This is a genomic window from Dorea sp. AF24-7LB (assembly GCF_003478575.1).
Classification (GTDB): domain Bacteria; phylum Bacillota; class Clostridia; order Lachnospirales; family Lachnospiraceae; genus Dorea_D; species Dorea_D hominis.
The window spans coordinates 77988-93207 of sequence record NZ_QUFR01000010.1 but is presented as its reverse complement, the minus strand read 5'-3'; the positions used below and the strand labels follow the sequence as shown (position 1 = coordinate 93207).

At 41.2% G+C, this 15220-nt stretch carries 15 protein-coding genes and 1 other annotated feature; of the genes, 1 reads left to right on the top strand and 14 read right to left on the bottom strand.

The genetic code is table 11. From position 1 onward, the window contains the following. Nucleotides 1–15: 15 nt before the first annotated feature. The 13 genes from ftsH to proS form a co-directional block, all read right to left on the bottom strand. Nucleotides 16–1866, bottom strand: a complete 1851-nt coding sequence (gene ftsH, locus DWY31_RS10655) for an ATP-dependent zinc metalloprotease FtsH (RefSeq protein ID WP_117537889.1) — start codon at nt 1864–1866, stop codon at nt 16–18. Nucleotides 1867–1883: 17 nt separating this feature from the next. Further along, entirely contained in the window at nt 1884–2411 is a 528-nt protein-coding gene (gene hpt / locus DWY31_RS10650; RefSeq protein ID WP_118520500.1) for a hypoxanthine phosphoribosyltransferase, read from the bottom strand. Next, complete coding sequence (gene tilS / locus DWY31_RS10645) at nt 2395–3759, bottom strand: tRNA lysidine(34) synthetase TilS (RefSeq protein ID WP_118520498.1); 1365 nt, start codon at nt 3757–3759, stop codon at nt 2395–2397. The genes hpt and tilS overlap by 17 nt, the downstream gene beginning before the upstream one ends. A 150-nt stretch (nt 3760–3909) precedes the next feature. Then, nucleotides 3910–5313, bottom strand: coding sequence for a SpoIIE family protein phosphatase (locus DWY31_RS10640; RefSeq protein ID WP_118520496.1), 1404 nt, complete (start codon nt 5311–5313; stop codon nt 3910–3912). Nucleotides 5314–5492: 179 nt separating this feature from the next. Further along, nucleotides 5493–5819 carry an FtsB family cell division protein gene (locus DWY31_RS10635; protein WP_021860643.1) on the bottom strand — a complete coding sequence of 109 codons (327 nt, stop codon included), beginning with the start codon at nt 5817–5819 and terminating at the stop codon, nt 5493–5495. Between the two features lie 92 nt (nt 5820–5911). Beyond that, nucleotides 5912–6235 (bottom strand): spore cortex biosynthesis protein YabQ, encoded by a 324-nt coding sequence (gene yabQ, locus DWY31_RS14555; protein WP_117537893.1) that lies wholly within the window; start codon nt 6233–6235, stop codon nt 5912–5914. 3 nt (nt 6236–6238) lie between these two features. Then, nucleotides 6239–6526: a sporulation protein YabP gene (gene yabP / locus DWY31_RS10625; protein ID WP_021860642.1), complete on the bottom strand. Its 288-nt coding sequence runs from the start codon at nt 6524–6526 to the stop codon at nt 6239–6241. A gap of 232 nt (nt 6527–6758) precedes the next feature. Continuing rightward, on the bottom strand, nt 6759–6998 hold the full coding sequence (locus DWY31_RS10620) for an RNA-binding S4 domain-containing protein (RefSeq protein ID WP_021860641.1): 240 nt from the start codon (nt 6996–6998) through the stop codon (nt 6759–6761). 394 nt (nt 6999–7392) lie between these two features. Continuing rightward, complete coding sequence (locus tag DWY31_RS10615) at nt 7393–7668, bottom strand: HU family DNA-binding protein (protein WP_021860640.1); 276 nt, start codon at nt 7666–7668, stop codon at nt 7393–7395. Nucleotides 7669–7863: 195 nt separating this feature from the next. Next, a complete protein-coding gene (locus DWY31_RS10610; protein ID WP_118520494.1) occupies nt 7864–8874 on the bottom strand; it encodes a MarR family transcriptional regulator in 1011 nt (336 codons plus the stop codon). Between the two features lie 152 nt (nt 8875–9026). Then, on the bottom strand, nt 9027–10355 hold the full coding sequence (locus DWY31_RS10605; RefSeq protein WP_118520492.1) for a CCA tRNA nucleotidyltransferase: 1329 nt from the start codon (nt 10353–10355) through the stop codon (nt 9027–9029). A 114-nt stretch (nt 10356–10469) separates the two neighbouring features. Beyond that, complete coding sequence (locus DWY31_RS10600) at nt 10470–11240, bottom strand: REP-associated tyrosine transposase (protein ID WP_118520490.1); 771 nt, start codon at nt 11238–11240, stop codon at nt 10470–10472. 84 nt (nt 11241–11324) lie between these two features. Continuing rightward, nucleotides 11325–12764 (bottom strand): proline--tRNA ligase, encoded by a 1440-nt coding sequence (proS, locus tag DWY31_RS10595; RefSeq protein WP_117537895.1) that lies wholly within the window; start codon nt 12762–12764, stop codon nt 11325–11327. A 466-nt stretch (nt 12765–13230) separates the two neighbouring features. Next, nucleotides 13231–13441, bottom strand: a binding site (T-box leader). A gap of 437 nt (nt 13442–13878) precedes the next feature. Between proS and DWY31_RS10590 the strand changes: the two genes are divergently transcribed. Further along, nucleotides 13879–14724, top strand: coding sequence for an RluA family pseudouridine synthase (locus DWY31_RS10590; RefSeq protein ID WP_118520488.1), 846 nt, complete (start codon nt 13879–13881; stop codon nt 14722–14724). Between the two features lie 180 nt (nt 14725–14904). Here the strand turns inward: DWY31_RS10590 and spoVG are convergent, their stop codons facing one another. Then, complete coding sequence (gene spoVG, locus DWY31_RS10585) at nt 14905–15180, bottom strand: septation regulator SpoVG (RefSeq protein ID WP_021860634.1); 276 nt, start codon at nt 15178–15180, stop codon at nt 14905–14907. Nucleotides 15181–15220 lie beyond the last annotated feature (40 nt).

The window sequence follows — 15220 nt, the reverse complement described above, 5'->3', positions numbered from 1 at the left end:
TGCCGGTTCCGATTGCTACGCTTCCACTGGTTCATCGTGAAATAATGCTTCAAACTCTTCCCTTGAGATTTTCTCCTTTTCCAGAAGAAGCTCTGCACATGCATGAAGTACATCCTCATGCTCCTCAATGATCTGTTTTGCTCTGGCATAGCATTCATCAATGATACGCTTTACTTCCTTATCAATCACAGTTGCAACACTCTCGCCATAACCTCTGGATGTGTGTGCCAGGTCGCGTCCGATAAATACTTCATCGTTTTCATTATCATAACTTACCAGTCCGATCTCATCAGACATACCAAACTTTACAACCATGGATTTTGCCAGACCCGTTGCCTGTTTGATATCCTGCGAAGCTCCGGTTGTAATGTCGTCAAACACCTCTTCTTCTGCTACACGTCCGCCAAGCGATACCGTAATATCCTGCAGCATCTTGCCTTTTGTATTATACATCTCATCACGTTCCGGAAGCGGCATTGTATAACCGCCGGCTCCTCCGGTCGGGATGATAGACACGCTGTAAACCGGTCCGACATCCGGCAGTACATGGAACAGGATCGCATGTCCCGCCTCATGATAAGCTGTAATCTTCTTCTCTTTTTCGGAAATGATATGGCTCTTCTTCTCCGCACCAATTCCGACTTTGACAAATGCTCTCTTAATGTCATCCTGTTTCAGGTAAATTCTCTCGTCTTTCGCCGCAAGGATTGCCGCTTCGTTCAGAAGATTCTCCAGGTCTGCTCCTGTAAATCCCGCTGTTGTCTGCGCAATCTGTTTCAGATCAATCTCTTCACTGAGCGGTTTACCTTTGGCATGGACTTTCAGGATCTCCTCACGTCCCTTTACATCCGGTCTTCCAACCATAACTTTACGGTCAAATCGTCCCGGACGTAAGATCGCACGGTCCAAAATATCTACACGGTTTGTCGCAGCCATTACGATAATTCCTTCATTTACGCCAAATCCATCCATCTCTACCAGTAACTGGTTCAATGTCTGTTCTCTCTCGTCATGTCCGCCGCCCATACCGGTTCCACGGCTTCTTGCCACGGCATCGATCTCATCAATGAAAATAATACACGGTGCGTTCTTCTTAGCTTCTTCAAAAAGATCACGCACACGGGATGCTCCTACGCCGACAAACATTTCCACAAAATCTGAACCGGAAATTGTGAAAAATGGTACTTTTGCTTCTCCGGCGACTGCCTTGGCAAGCAGAGTCTTACCGGTTCCCGGAGGTCCCACAAGAAGTACACCTTTCGGGATTCTTGCGCCAACCTGGATATATTTCTTCGGGGATTTTAAGAAATCAACAATCTCTTCCAGATCTTCTTTTTCCTCCTGTAATCCTGCCACCTGTGCAAACGTAATTTTCTTATCCTGCTCTGTGCTGAGTCTTGCACGGCTTTTCCCAAAACTCATCGCTTTGGAATTTGCACCGCCGCCCTGACGGTTCATCATCATAAAGATCAGGAAAAATCCAGCCATCGTAAGCAATACCGGGAAAATCGTTGTTGCAAACCAGTTATCTCTCGGAACATCCGACATCTCATAATCAATCTTTGCTTTGTCCAGATATTTCTGGATCTCATTTACATCAGATACATATAAGTAGTTCTTCTCATTTTCTCCGTTTTTCTTGTTCTTTAACTGCACTTCCACGCTTCCGGTCGGAACGTTTTTATTCTGTGTTATCGTCACACTGTCTACTTTTTCACTGGTGATCAGTTTTTCAAATTTCTGTCGGCTCAACTGACTCTCCTTGCTATCCAGTGTATTTGTAAACCAAAGTGCGCCAAGTACAATAAGTACAAACAGGAACAGAGTAATTCCACTCAGTCCTCTGTTCTTTTTATTATCTGTCACCGGCTCATCCTCCTTTTTTATTCTACGCCTTCTACTACACCAACATATGGAAGATTTCTGTATTTCTGTGCATAATCCAGACCGTATCCAACCACAAATTCATCCGGAATCTCAAAACCGACATAATCTACTTTTACGTCGCGCACACGTCTGTCCGGTTTATCCAGAAGCGTACACAGCTTCATGCTGTTTGGATTTCTCTTCTTTAAGATCTCAAGCAGATAATATAAGGTACGTCCGGAATCAATGATATCTTCTACAACCAGAACGTCTTTTCCTTCCAGAGACTCATCCAGGTCTTTTGCGATCTTAACAACACCACTTGAGGATGTTCCGTCTCCGTAACTGCTTACGCTCATAAAATCCATGGAAACCGGAACCGTAATTCTCTTTGCAAGTTCACACATGAAGAACACTCCGCCCTTCAGCACGCAGATCAGATGCACCTGTTTTCCTGCATATGCTTCACTGATCTGTTTTCCCAGTTCCTGGATTCTCTTCTCTACATCTTCTTCAGAAATCATAACTTTAATTGTCTCTGCCATTTTCTTCTCCTCCGTAATATTGTATTTCTAATATCTTCGTTGTCTTCTCTGTAATCTGGTATTTCTGGCTCTGCCTGTAACCGACGATCCACAGCACTTCATCTCCGTCCGCTGCGATCCAGATCTTATCTCTGTCTTCCTGCGGAACCTTCTGGTCTGTGAAGTACTGTTTCAGCTTTTTCCTGCCTCCGTATCTGTTGATCACAATGGAGTCGCCAGCTATTCGATGTCTTATTTTTACAGTATTTTTAATTATATCATAGTCAAACCATTTCGTGTATATTTTTTCTGGAAATGTTACATTTCCAGGCTCTCTGTCAAATACACGAATGGAAAATAATTCATTTTCGTCTCCGGCATAAGACGCTTCAGGTATATTTTTTTCAAACCGGACACCTTCATATGTGCGGATTGCTGTCACCCCGTAAGGCAGATCGATCCTTTTGCCGACCTGTTTTGTAAATAAATCCCGCAGCATCTGTACATGCACTTCTTCAATGTCTTTGCGTCTGCCTGCTGTCTCACATAAAATCTCATGTAAGACATTATCCCGGAGTGCCTTCGGGATCTTTGTATATTCTGTCTGGCGAATGATCCGTCTACCATTCTTCCAGCCAGTACAGCTCTCTTTATACTGCCCGACTTCTTCTAATATATATTGCTCCAGTTCATACATCCGCTCCATCGTCTTTCCCATGTGCGAAACACTCTCCGTATTCACGCAGTCTTCCAGATACGGGATAACGTCCATCCGGATACGGTTTCTCATGTACCTGCGGTCTGCATTTGTCGTGTCTGTACAATAAGATATTCCCCGCTTTTTCAGATATGATTCAATCTCCCGCCTTTTTACGCAGAGCAGTGGTCTTATCCACACATCATTTACCGGCGCGATTCCTCCCAAACCTCGGATACCGGTACCCCTGCACAGATTCCAGAGCAGTGTCTCCACATTGTCATTTTCATGATGCGCCAGGGCGATCTTCGTTCCACCCCACTCTTTTAATACTTTACAGAAACAAGTACGCCGTATATCTCTTCCAGCCTCTTCTTCGGTCATACCATGTTCCTTCGCATATGCCGGCACATTTTCCCGGTACACTTTCAGCCGGACATTCCATTGTCTGCACAGCCGCTTCACATAAGCTTCATCGCGTTCTGCTTCTGCACCGCGGATGCCATGATTTACGTGCACTGCCATTAGGGCAAATCCCAGTTCCTTTTGCAGCTTTAGCAGCATGAAAAGAAGGCATACCGAATCGGCGCCTCCCGATATACCTGCAATAACACTGTCTTCTTTTTGAAGCATATGCCATTTCTTCACATATGCTTTTACTTTCTGATACATTTTCTTATATCCTTTGTTTTCCTGCTATTTTAAATTCGGAGCAAATTCTCCATCCATGATATCTAAAAATTGTTTTATGATATCATTTTTAATATATATAATTTTGCTGAAAATTGCAAGTTTTACAAGGGCTGCACCGTTTTTTCCCTCTTACAGTTTCCAGATGCCTGTCACAATGATCGTCATATCGTCCCCCGGAAGTGACTGTCCCCATTCCAGCGCCTGTCCAAGAAGATAATTGGCAAATTCTTTTGGATTTACAAGCGAAGACTGTTCGATCAGCGTACACATAATTGTGTCCTGCTCGCCTACCGTCAGCATATCCAGTACTCCATCCGTCACCATAATCACCATATCGCCGGATTCCAGTTCCAGTTTTTCCTGATCTGTTTCAATATCCGCAAGGACTCCGATTGGCAGGGATGTAGAGCGAATCATTTCCACTTTGTCCTTTCTCTTGATAAATGTCGTTGACGCGCCTGCTTTTACAATCTCGCATGTTCCATCATACAGATCAAACAAACTGACATCCACCGTGGAAAAACGCACCTCTTCTCTTCCGATTACAAGCGCCGTGTTCATCATCTGGATTGCTGTATTGACCGGGAATCCTGCCTCCAGAAGTTCTTCCAACATTTCCACAACCATTGTACTGTCCCGGAATGCTTCTTCCCCGGAACCCATGCCATCTGACAGGGCAATACCTTTCTTACCACCCGGAAGATCTGTCATCAAAAATGTATCTCCTGAAATACTCTCGCCTTCTTTGCCGATTCTGGCAACTCCCTGTATCGTCTGGTATTTTGCCCCTTCCACACAGGCGATGGACGCATATTCATTTCCGAGAATCGGGCGCTCATTCTGCCCCGGAATCATCGGGCGTCCCAGACATTTCCCCACTTCGTGTGCAAGCTCTTTTGTCGCAATACACTGCCCCTTCGGCGCTTTTACACTTAAATGTACTTCATATTTTCCCTGCGGGGTAATATAGAATACTGCCGACATCATTTTAATGTTCTGTTTTTTCAAGTGATTTTTTAATTTCTTTTCCAGATGCCGATCCTCAAAAATACTTGCCTCCAGTTCTCTTGTCGTATACTGGATCATTTTCGCAAAGCTCTGCAGCTGTCCTGCATAGCCTTCCCGGTTCTGCACCATCCGATTGTTCCATATGAGCTGCTGTTTTGCATTTTCAAATGCTTCCAATGTCTCCCGCAGAAAACGAGGTGCCATCACGCACTGTTTCTGAAGTTTTCTTTTTAATTCAATATTGATTTCCGCACCGTATTTCTCCACTGCACACAGGATGTCGTACATACGCTGATATGTCTGGATCTTTTTCTCGCCCAGACATTCTTCCCGGTTCTCACAATTTTCGCATACCTGCTCCGTCACTCTGGAAAACATTGTTTCCAGTTCCTCTCTTGAAAATGTTCCCTTATACCCTTCCAGTGTAAAGAATGTTCTGGATAAATGAACCAGCGAATCTGCAAATTTGTCCATCTGCATCACATACGGATTGGAAAATGCTCCTTTTTCTTTTAATTCTTCCACCCTTATCTCCCCTTTTATAATTGTAATGCCAGCAATAAATCAGCGATAAAACACGCGCTGCAAGTTTTATTCGCTGATTAGCGGTCGGCAAATGCTACCATGCAAGCATGGCGCATTTGCCTCGTCGCCATAACTGAAAAAGCTTTGGGAATTTTCCCAAAGCTTATCATCTGTATCTTTTATTTGGCTTTAAATATGATCTCATTCTTATGTACGAGATGTAGCTTCTCACGTGCAATCTCTTCTACATATGCATCGGTATCTGCATACTTCTCCATATCTTCGATCTGTGCAGTCCGTGCTTTCTCCTGTTTGATCTGTTCTTCTAACTTTGTTTCTCTTGCAATACTCTGCTGTTCCTTTGCCTTAAGTGACATTCCACTTACGGTCAGTGTAATGATCATCAGCACCAGCACAGTTCCAATTGCAATCATGCTTCTCTTGTGTGTTCTGACACGCCTTCTCTGCCCAAAGCTCACGCGTCTCTTTTGTCTCTTTGCATTCATAATTATATACTCACCCTTTTGCCCGGTCCCACCCAGGCTTTTCCCTTAATTACTTATATATGATAAATGTTTTTCGGACATTTCGCAAGTTTTTAAGGGCATTTATTTTTCTTGCGTGTGTAGATTTTTTTTTGCACTTTTTTTAGATGAGTATACAGGATTGATATAAGAATCGCGCCTCCTACCACACCTAGTATGCAATACCATCTCATGCTACCATTATTTGTGTGGTAATTCTGCACAAAGATATAAAATGCAGATCCAATCCAGAAAATCAGGTCTTCACTCTCCATAATGCGAAGATTATGTCTGACAATTTGACGGAACACATTCAGTCCGATATAAACCAACCGCACGATCATCCCAGTAAGCAGTGCAGCAAGAAAAATCACGACTTCTTCCCGAATCTGTGGCATGCGTTACCGGAACAATTTTGCAAAAATATTCTCGCCTCTGCTGACCGCCGACTGTACATCCGAATAAGCGATGCTGTCTATCGTCCCGGACAGATCCACCTCGCCTTTTTCCAGATTCAGCCGGTTCACATGCAGATCGCTCCCTTTGACCATAAGCATTCCCTGTTCCGTCTCCAGAAACACTTCATTCAGATCAAAAGACAACACATCCAACACACCTGTCACCAGACTTGTCTTCCGGTTATTTACAACCAGTTTATGATTTTTCGATACCGTTGTTCTTTCTTCCATCTGTATCCCAACCTTTCTTAATCGAGCCGGACACGCAGGAGCTGCATACGCTTCTGATAAACACTGTTAACATTCACCTAAGAAAATTGCTGCACATTCCTGCGGAGCATTTATCTTAACCGGAATTGGCATTTCCTCCAGGCCATATTTATTGCCCGCCATTTATTCATAGAAGCAAGCGTCTCCTCCGACTAAAATAATTTTATGAAAGATCAGGATAAAATATGACATTTTATAAATATTTAAACAGTTCTTTTGCTTCTTCTTTCTTCGTTGTCTCCTGAATTGCCAGGACTTCTACTTTAACTGTCTTCGTACCGAACTGGATCTCGATAATATCTCCGACTTTAACTTTCACGGATGCTTTCGCAACATTCCCGTTGACAAGCACACGTCCCGCATCACATGCTTCATTCGCCACGGTTCTGCGCTTGATCAGGCGGGATACTTTTAAAAATTTGTCTAATCTCATGTTTTTCTTCTCCTCGAAATTTTTCTCAGGAAATAAATTTTCTATATACCTTCACACTCTGCTACATGCAACTTACCTATTTTGTTTAAGATTTCTGCACACCACTTTTTTCTATATTTAGCTGAAAAAATATGATATCTGTAATTTCATTTTGTATGTGATAAATTATTATTGTTCTTCTTGTACGATCTCTTTTAATTAATAATACAATTAACGAATATTTCATTACATTATTGAAGGTTTTCTTCATAATGTTAAAGTGCTTTCACCCAAACTGTAGATAGTCTGAAAGGTATTGTTTTATAGGCAGACTGCGTTTCCTCATCGCCATAACAAAAGGAGTGCCTGACGCCACAGCGCAAGACACTCCGTTATAATCCACTACTATTACTGATTATGCATTAACAGCATCTTTTAAAGCCTTACCAGCTTTGAATTTTGGAGCTTTGCAAGCCTCAATCTTCATTGTCTTACCTGTCTGAGGATTTCTACCCTCTCTTGCAGCTCTCTTGCTTACTTCAAATGTACCAAAACCAACTAACTGGATTTTATGCTCTTTTTTCAGCTCTTCTGTAACAACATCAACAAATGCTTTTAAAGCTTTCTCGGAATCTTTTTTAGATAATTCTGCTGCGTCAGCGATTGCTGCTACTAATTCTGTTTTGTTCATGGATAATTTTCCTCCTCTTGTTTAACTATAGAATCCCTTATTTATTCTATTCTGTCATCGGTTTTCACGTCCCCGCGCCAACCGCCTTTAGTTACTGTTATACCTGTTTTCTTATTGTTTGTCAAGGAATTTCATCCAGAAAATGCCCATTTTCCGGCATTTTCACACTTTTTTACAGTTTTCTGAAAGTCTCTTTTAAAGCCCCTGTACTGGTTCATTAAAAACAGCTTTTAAAAACTTCTTTTTCTGTTTCATCTGCATCACTGCCGTCTGCAATTTCTCAACATTTTTTACAGACATCCACGCCTTATTTGAATGATAGTACACACTCGCAACTTTCCAGAATTTTTCCGGATACATAAGCCGGACGCGCAGATAATCCATTTCATCCGGACTAATTGGACGGATCGCTGAATACGCATTTAACACTGCATCTGCAAAACGTTCTTTCCATCCATTTTTCTCCATTGTTTTTCTGAGAAAATAATACAAATCTTCCACCTGCACATCCTGATGAAACTTTTCGAAATTAGTGATCGCAGCGACCTTGCTGCTGCGCATATCCCGGCACATCAGTATATTATGATAATTGTATTCCCCATGAATCATCTTGCCCGTGAGAAAGCAGTCATTTCTAAGTTTCTCATAGTCTGAATTGCCAAGCTTTTCCGTTGCCGCCTGCGCCCATTCATACATACTGTCGAAAGCTTCCAGGAATGTACATTCAAACTCTCCTTTCACAGGCACCTTTCTGATAAAACGGCGCACTTTTTTCAGTTCTCTGTCATGCTTTTCATATATTTTCACCAGATGTTCCGCCTGTCCGCATTTATTTTCCATAGGATGCTGAAGAAGGAGATGAAGCTTTGCAAGCTCTGCCGACGCCTCCACCAGTTCTTCTGATCGGCGTATTTCGCATTCTTTTCCATCACACCAGCGCTTCAATATATATTTCTCCCCATTTTCCATTTCTGTAATATGCCCGCCTTCCCTGTTCATTTCTATATGATCCAAATGAGTGTATCCTTCCGTTCTCAGATATTCATATAATTCACAGAGTGCAGGAATCCGGTTTGCGGTCAGCGACACTTCTTTAAGCAGAAACCATCCCCGATTTGTATCGCATAAAACAGCACCCCTGATCTTGCGGGTGCTGCTTATCTCCATATTATATTGTTCTAACACATTTTGTTCTAACTCCTGCATATCTATCCCCTGCACTTTACATATCATATTCTTTCTAAATGTATGTAAAAGCAGGCGTGAATATACCAAAAGGGGACGGGGATTTTCTAGAAAATCCCCGTCCCCTTTTGGTTACTTTATCCACTTACTTATTCACACATTTATACACTTAGTTATCCCAAATATTGGAATAACTTTTCTTTTGTATTCATATCCGGATCGTCAATTACAAGTTCCAGCAATTCTTCTAATTTTTCTCCAATTTTTTTACCCGGCTTCATTCCTGCTGCAATCAAATCACTTCCGTTTACTGCCAGTGTTTTCAAAGATACACACTGCCCAAGTGCGACAATTTTCCGGTATAACTCTTCTATTTCGTCCAGATTCTGTATTTTTTCTTCTCTTTTGTACAGGCTCTGCGCAAGTACATCCGCACGCCTTACTTCCATATAATATGGAAATAATTCTTCACCTATAATATTCATCGCGCGCCGCACATTTTTTTCCGTTGCTTCCATGCGGTAATCGTGATATTTTACAAGTTTTGTCACTTTACGCAATGTATCATTGTCGAATTTCAGGCGCTTTAATACACGTCCGGCAATTTTCTCACTCTCTGCCGCATGTTTTTTAAAATGTGCAACTCCATTTGCATCCATCGTTTTTAGAGCTGGTTTTCCTGTGTCGTGTAAAAGCATAGTCAAACGCAGTATCTTATCTGCACGTACATTTTTCATCGCATGCAGTGTATGTTCACCCACGTTATACATATGGTGCGGTGTCTCCTGTATCGTTTCCATCATACGATCAAATTCTGGCAGAAATATCTGTGTAATTTTCAATTCCCATGCCATTTTAAGTAACTCCGGTCGGTCGGAAGTGAGCATCTTCACAAGCTCCACCTGTATCCGTTCCGCACTGATATTTCTAAGTGTTGGTGCCAGCTCACGCATACCTTCTTTTGTATCTTCTGAAATATCAAATCCCAGCTGTGCCGCAAAACGCACACCTCGCAAGATTCTGAGTGCATCTTCGCTGAAACGTTCTTTGGCATTTCCCACGCACCGGATACATTTCCTTTGCAGATCCTCTTTTCCTCCGAAAATATCAATCAGTCCGTCTTTATCATTGTATGCCATTGCATTGATTGTAAAATCTCTGCGCAGCAAATCCTCTTTCAGGCTTCTTGTAAACGTCACTTCCCTCGGATGTCTGCTGTCGGTATATTCCCCGTCAATCCGGTACGTTGTAACTTCATATCCCTCTCTGCCAAATACAACCGTCACTGTACCGTGTTCAATCCCTGTGTCAAATGTTTTATCAAATAAAGCTTTTGTCTCTCCGGGCATCGCAGATGTTGTGATGTCCCAGTCACCCGGCGTTCTATTTAAAAGTGAATCTCTTACACACCCACCAACTGCATACGCTTCATAACCATACATCTGCAATGTAGTGATAATCTTCTGCACATTCTCTGGTAATTGTAATTCTAAATATTCCACATTTTTACCTCCACTTATCCACATTCCATTTTATCATACCACATTTTTGAATTGGGGACGGGGTTTTTCCAGAAAATCCCCGTCCCCAATTCAAAAAGACCTGTCCCTAATTATCTAATATATTTCTTCTAACACTTGTTTTCTTATGTTTTCCACCATACATTGTGAAATATTAAGAGCCGTTTTTATTTTTCGATCAAATTCGTTTCTCATTGCTGAGTATTCTAATATTTCCTTCATAGATTCTTTATATTGCTGTGACATACTTTTTAATATCTCTACAGCAATCTCTTTCATTTGATCAAATTCTTCTTCCTTTATATCAATAAATAATAGCTTGTTACTACTATCCGGCAAATTATGAAACGCCCAGAACTGCTCTGCTGTTCCAAAAAATTCCTTGATTTTTTTATATACATTTTCATCCAAAATCTCTTTTTTTCTTATTTTACATAATTCATTCATGCTTCCATATTTATATGATCTTGGATCTTTACATAATTTTGCCTTTACGGGATTCAAATGAATATAGCGCAAACAGTTCCAAAAATAATTGGCATCTTCTATGCACTGGCTTTGAAAACGATTTTGAAAAACAACTCCTGATCTTTTATGTTTATAATTATAATATGATGCATATTTTGATGATATAACAGCCATAAATGCTGATAAATCTGATAAACTTGCTTTTATTAAAAGGTGAAAATGATTGGGCATGATGCAATAAGAATATATGCCCACATGATATTTGTCACAATTCTCCCGAATCAAATTTAACATTCGTCCTTTTTCTCGGTTTTGTGCAAATATAGATAAATGATTGACTCCTCGATTAGTTACATGATAAATATCTGATATACTTTTCTTCCTTGGTTTACGAGGCATTCCTGTCTCCTTTCCTAAAAAGGGACAGGTCTTTTTCAATTGGGGACGGGGATTTTCTAGAAAATCCCCGTCCCCAATTATATTTTAATAAGATTTTCCCCAATATGCCATCTGTTTTGCAGGTTTTCCACAATAGATACATTTGTCGGAAATAAATTCTTCATCTTCAATCAGACATCTGGTTGCTGCTCCGCCTGTCAGATATTTTACTTCGCCTTCACATTCTGGATCTCCGCACCAGCAGGCTTTAACAAATCCACGATTTGCTTTGAACTTCTCTACCATTTCGTCCATTGTTGTTGCTGTATCGATGTGGCTGTTCAGGAACTCTTCTGCGCGGTTGTACATATCCTGCTGTTCCTGTTCAAGGATTTCTCGCAGTTTTACAGCAATCTCATCCAGAGATACAACGATCTTCTCACGATTGTCACGACGTACAACCACAACCTGATTCTTCTCGATATCTTTTGGTCCAATCTCGATACGTGTCGGGATTCCGAGGATCTCCTGCTCAGAGAATTTCCATCCCGGGCTCTTGTCGGAATCATCAATCTTCACTCTGTATCCTGCTTTTTTCAGCTCATCAAACAGTGCATATGATCTGTCCAGAACGCCTTCTTTGTGCTGTGCGATTGGAATGACTCTACATTCTACCGGTGCGACATGCGGTGGTAATACAAGTCCGTCGTCATCACCGTGAACCATAATAAGTGCTCCGATACTTCTTGTAGACCATCCCCATGATGTCTCATAAGCACTGTGTAATTCGTTATTTTTATCTACATATTTAATATCAAATGCATCCGGGAATCCACTTCCGAAGAAATGACTTGTCGCAGACTGAAGTGCTTTTCCGTCATGCATCAGTGCTTCAATCGTATATGTGTCTTCTGCTCCTGCGAATTTCTCGTGTTCTGCCTTTCTTCCTGCTACGAATGGAATAGCCATTGTCTCTTTATAGCAATCCTTATAAACTTCCCACATCTGAATTGTTCTTTCTTCAGCTTCTTCGTATGTTGCATGAAGTGTATGGCCTTCCTGCCACAAGAATTCTCTGGAACGTAAGAACGGTCTTGTTGTCTTCTCCCAGCGCAGTACGGAGTTCCACTGGTTCCATACCTTCGGAAGATCTCTGTATGATTTTACTGTTTTTGCCCACAGGTCACAGAATAATGTCTCAGATGTCGGACGAATACATAATCTTTCCTGTAATCTCTCCATTCCACCATGTGTTACCCATGCAACTTCCGGTGCAAATCCTTCTACGTGATCTGCTTCTTTTTCAAGAAGTTCTTCCGGAATCAGAACCGGCAGGTATACATTCTCTACACCTGTTTCTTTAAAACGTCTGTCCAGATCTGACTGGATCAGTTCCCAGATCGCATAACCATTCGGTAAGTAGTTCATGCATCCTTTTACGCTGGAATAATCACAAAGATTTGCTTCACGTACAACGTCTGTGTACCACTGTGCGAAATCTTCGTCACGAGATGTGATATTTTTTACTAATTTTTCTTTTGCCATCTTTCTTTCTCCTTTTCTACTTTATTCTGGGAGCTCCTTTTATAAAGCCACAAATATAAATCCAACATTCTTACAGTGCCAGAAAAAAATATAATATGCTTTGACACATGTCTTGCACCAGCCGCATTACGGAACGACTATAACACTCATTTAGCAAGCCCTGATGTGGAACATAGATCGTTTGCGAATCTGCTCATAAATAAAATCACCTGGTACTCACTACGTTGCAAGCCTATAAGCGAAAAACATGGTGAAAGGTTTTGATTTCAACATCATCTTAATAAAACATCTACAGAACCTGCCACTGACAATTTTCTCCGGTGGTCAGGACAATAATGATAGCGATAGCATAAAACACGCTTTTCAAGTTTTATCCGCTGATTAGCGGTCGTCAAATGTAATCATGCAAGCATGATACATTTTCCTCGCCGCCATAATAAAAAACGCCGGACCTTTCAGCTCCCTAAAAAGGGACCGAAAAGCTCGGCGGTACCACCCTAGTTAACTGCAACCCTTTTGCAGTTCTCTTCATTCATCATTAACGCTGACGGAAACGCTGCATTTTCATACAGTGGCTCCAAGACCGGTTCCACAGTGCGCCTGCCAGACATCTTTCACCATTACGATGTCCTCTCTGCTGCCCGCTACCATGTACTAATTCTCTTCATCGCCATATTATTTATGGAATTGTTCATAATTTTAATCTATGGTTTTTCTTTTGTCAAGCAACAAACATGATTATTTTTCGCTCCTAAATTGAAAATTTAAACTCCACTCTTAATCTCCATGATGGATCTTACTCCTGCATAAGTAGAATTTAACCTTGCAAGCTCTAAATTCACATATGTAAAACACTTAACACAAAATAAATCATTCTATCAAGGCTCTACTCTATATTTTGCATATGCACAACAAATTACAATGTAGAAATTCAATAAAAGTCACAACTTTTAAAGTATGAGTGGAATTTAGTTCCGCACTGGAATTTACTTTTTCAAGTCAACCTCCTGCATTTGTATTTCCCGGCAATCCCGCTATAATTTATTTGCATATTCCATAGCTCTGTGCTTAAATAAAAAAAGAAATCCAGATTTCTGACAGGAGGAAATCATTCATGCAGAATCATATTCAAAAAAATTACAGAAAAAATAATTCTACTTTAAATATTTTATTCGAAGATTCCGATATTATCGTATGTGAAAAACCGCACGGCACAGCAACGCAGAGCCGCCGTATTGGTTCGCCTGATATGGTAAATCTGATCAAACGCCACATTTATGAAACATCTTCTGATAAAAGCGAGCCATATCTCGCAGTAATACACAGACTGGACCAGCCAGTCCGCGGTATTCTTGTCTTTGCCAAAACACCTGCTGCCGCAAAAGATTTAAACCGCCAGCTTCAGAATGGTGATTTTGGAAAATATTATCTTGCCCTGACAAACGGAATTCCGTCTGACACTTCTGGAACACTGGAAAATTATTTGTATAAAAATCCGCAGACTAACACTGCGTCTGTCTGTGATGCAAAAAAGAAAGGCGCAAAAAAAGCTCGCCTCTTCTACGAAATCCATAATGAGTTACGAGATTTTTTCACAGATACTTCCCGTTCCACTCCAGATACTATCAACACAAATTCCGAAGATATTTTTTTCAGTAAAAATCCCGTAAACACCGGGGATGAGCATGCTTCAGACATCCAGGATATTTTTTCAAGCAGCACCTCTATGGACAACGGGCAGTCCACGAAGACACTTCTCAAAATCCATCTGGACACCGGACGCTTTCATCAGATCCGCTGCCAGCTCGCTGCTATCGGATGCCCGATCGTCGGCGATACAAAATACAATCCAGGCTGCCGTGCAAAAAAAGGATGGCAGACATTATGTCTGTGTGCATATAAACTTGAATTTACACATCCTGTCACACATAAAAAAATGCATTTTTCTTTACTAGCCTGATTTTGATGACCAACCCGATATGAGCATACTTCTAAATACTATGACATCTGCAACAAAACGGGCAGTCGCGCTAAAGTGCGATGATTCTTTCTCTTTTACAAGAAAAATTTTAAGGACGGAAGAGATGCATTTCTTCCGTCCTTAAACATTTCATTTCTTAATCAGTTTATATGATAGCGGCTACGCTTCCATAACTTCTTTACTCATTGCTTCTTCATACTTGCTAAGAATAATATTCTGGATACGCTCTCTCGTTCCGGAATTGATCGGATGCGCAATATCACGGTACTCTCCGTCCAATGACTTCTTGCTTGGCATAGCAATGAAAAGTCCCTTCTCGCCTTCAATCACTTTGATATCATGAATGACAAATTCTTCATCCATTGTGATCGAGACAACCGCCTTTAATTTGCCCTCCTTTGCTACCTTTCTCACTCGTACATCTGTAATCTGCATTTGTTCTAGCCCCTTTCTTTCAGCCGTTGTACTGTAATCT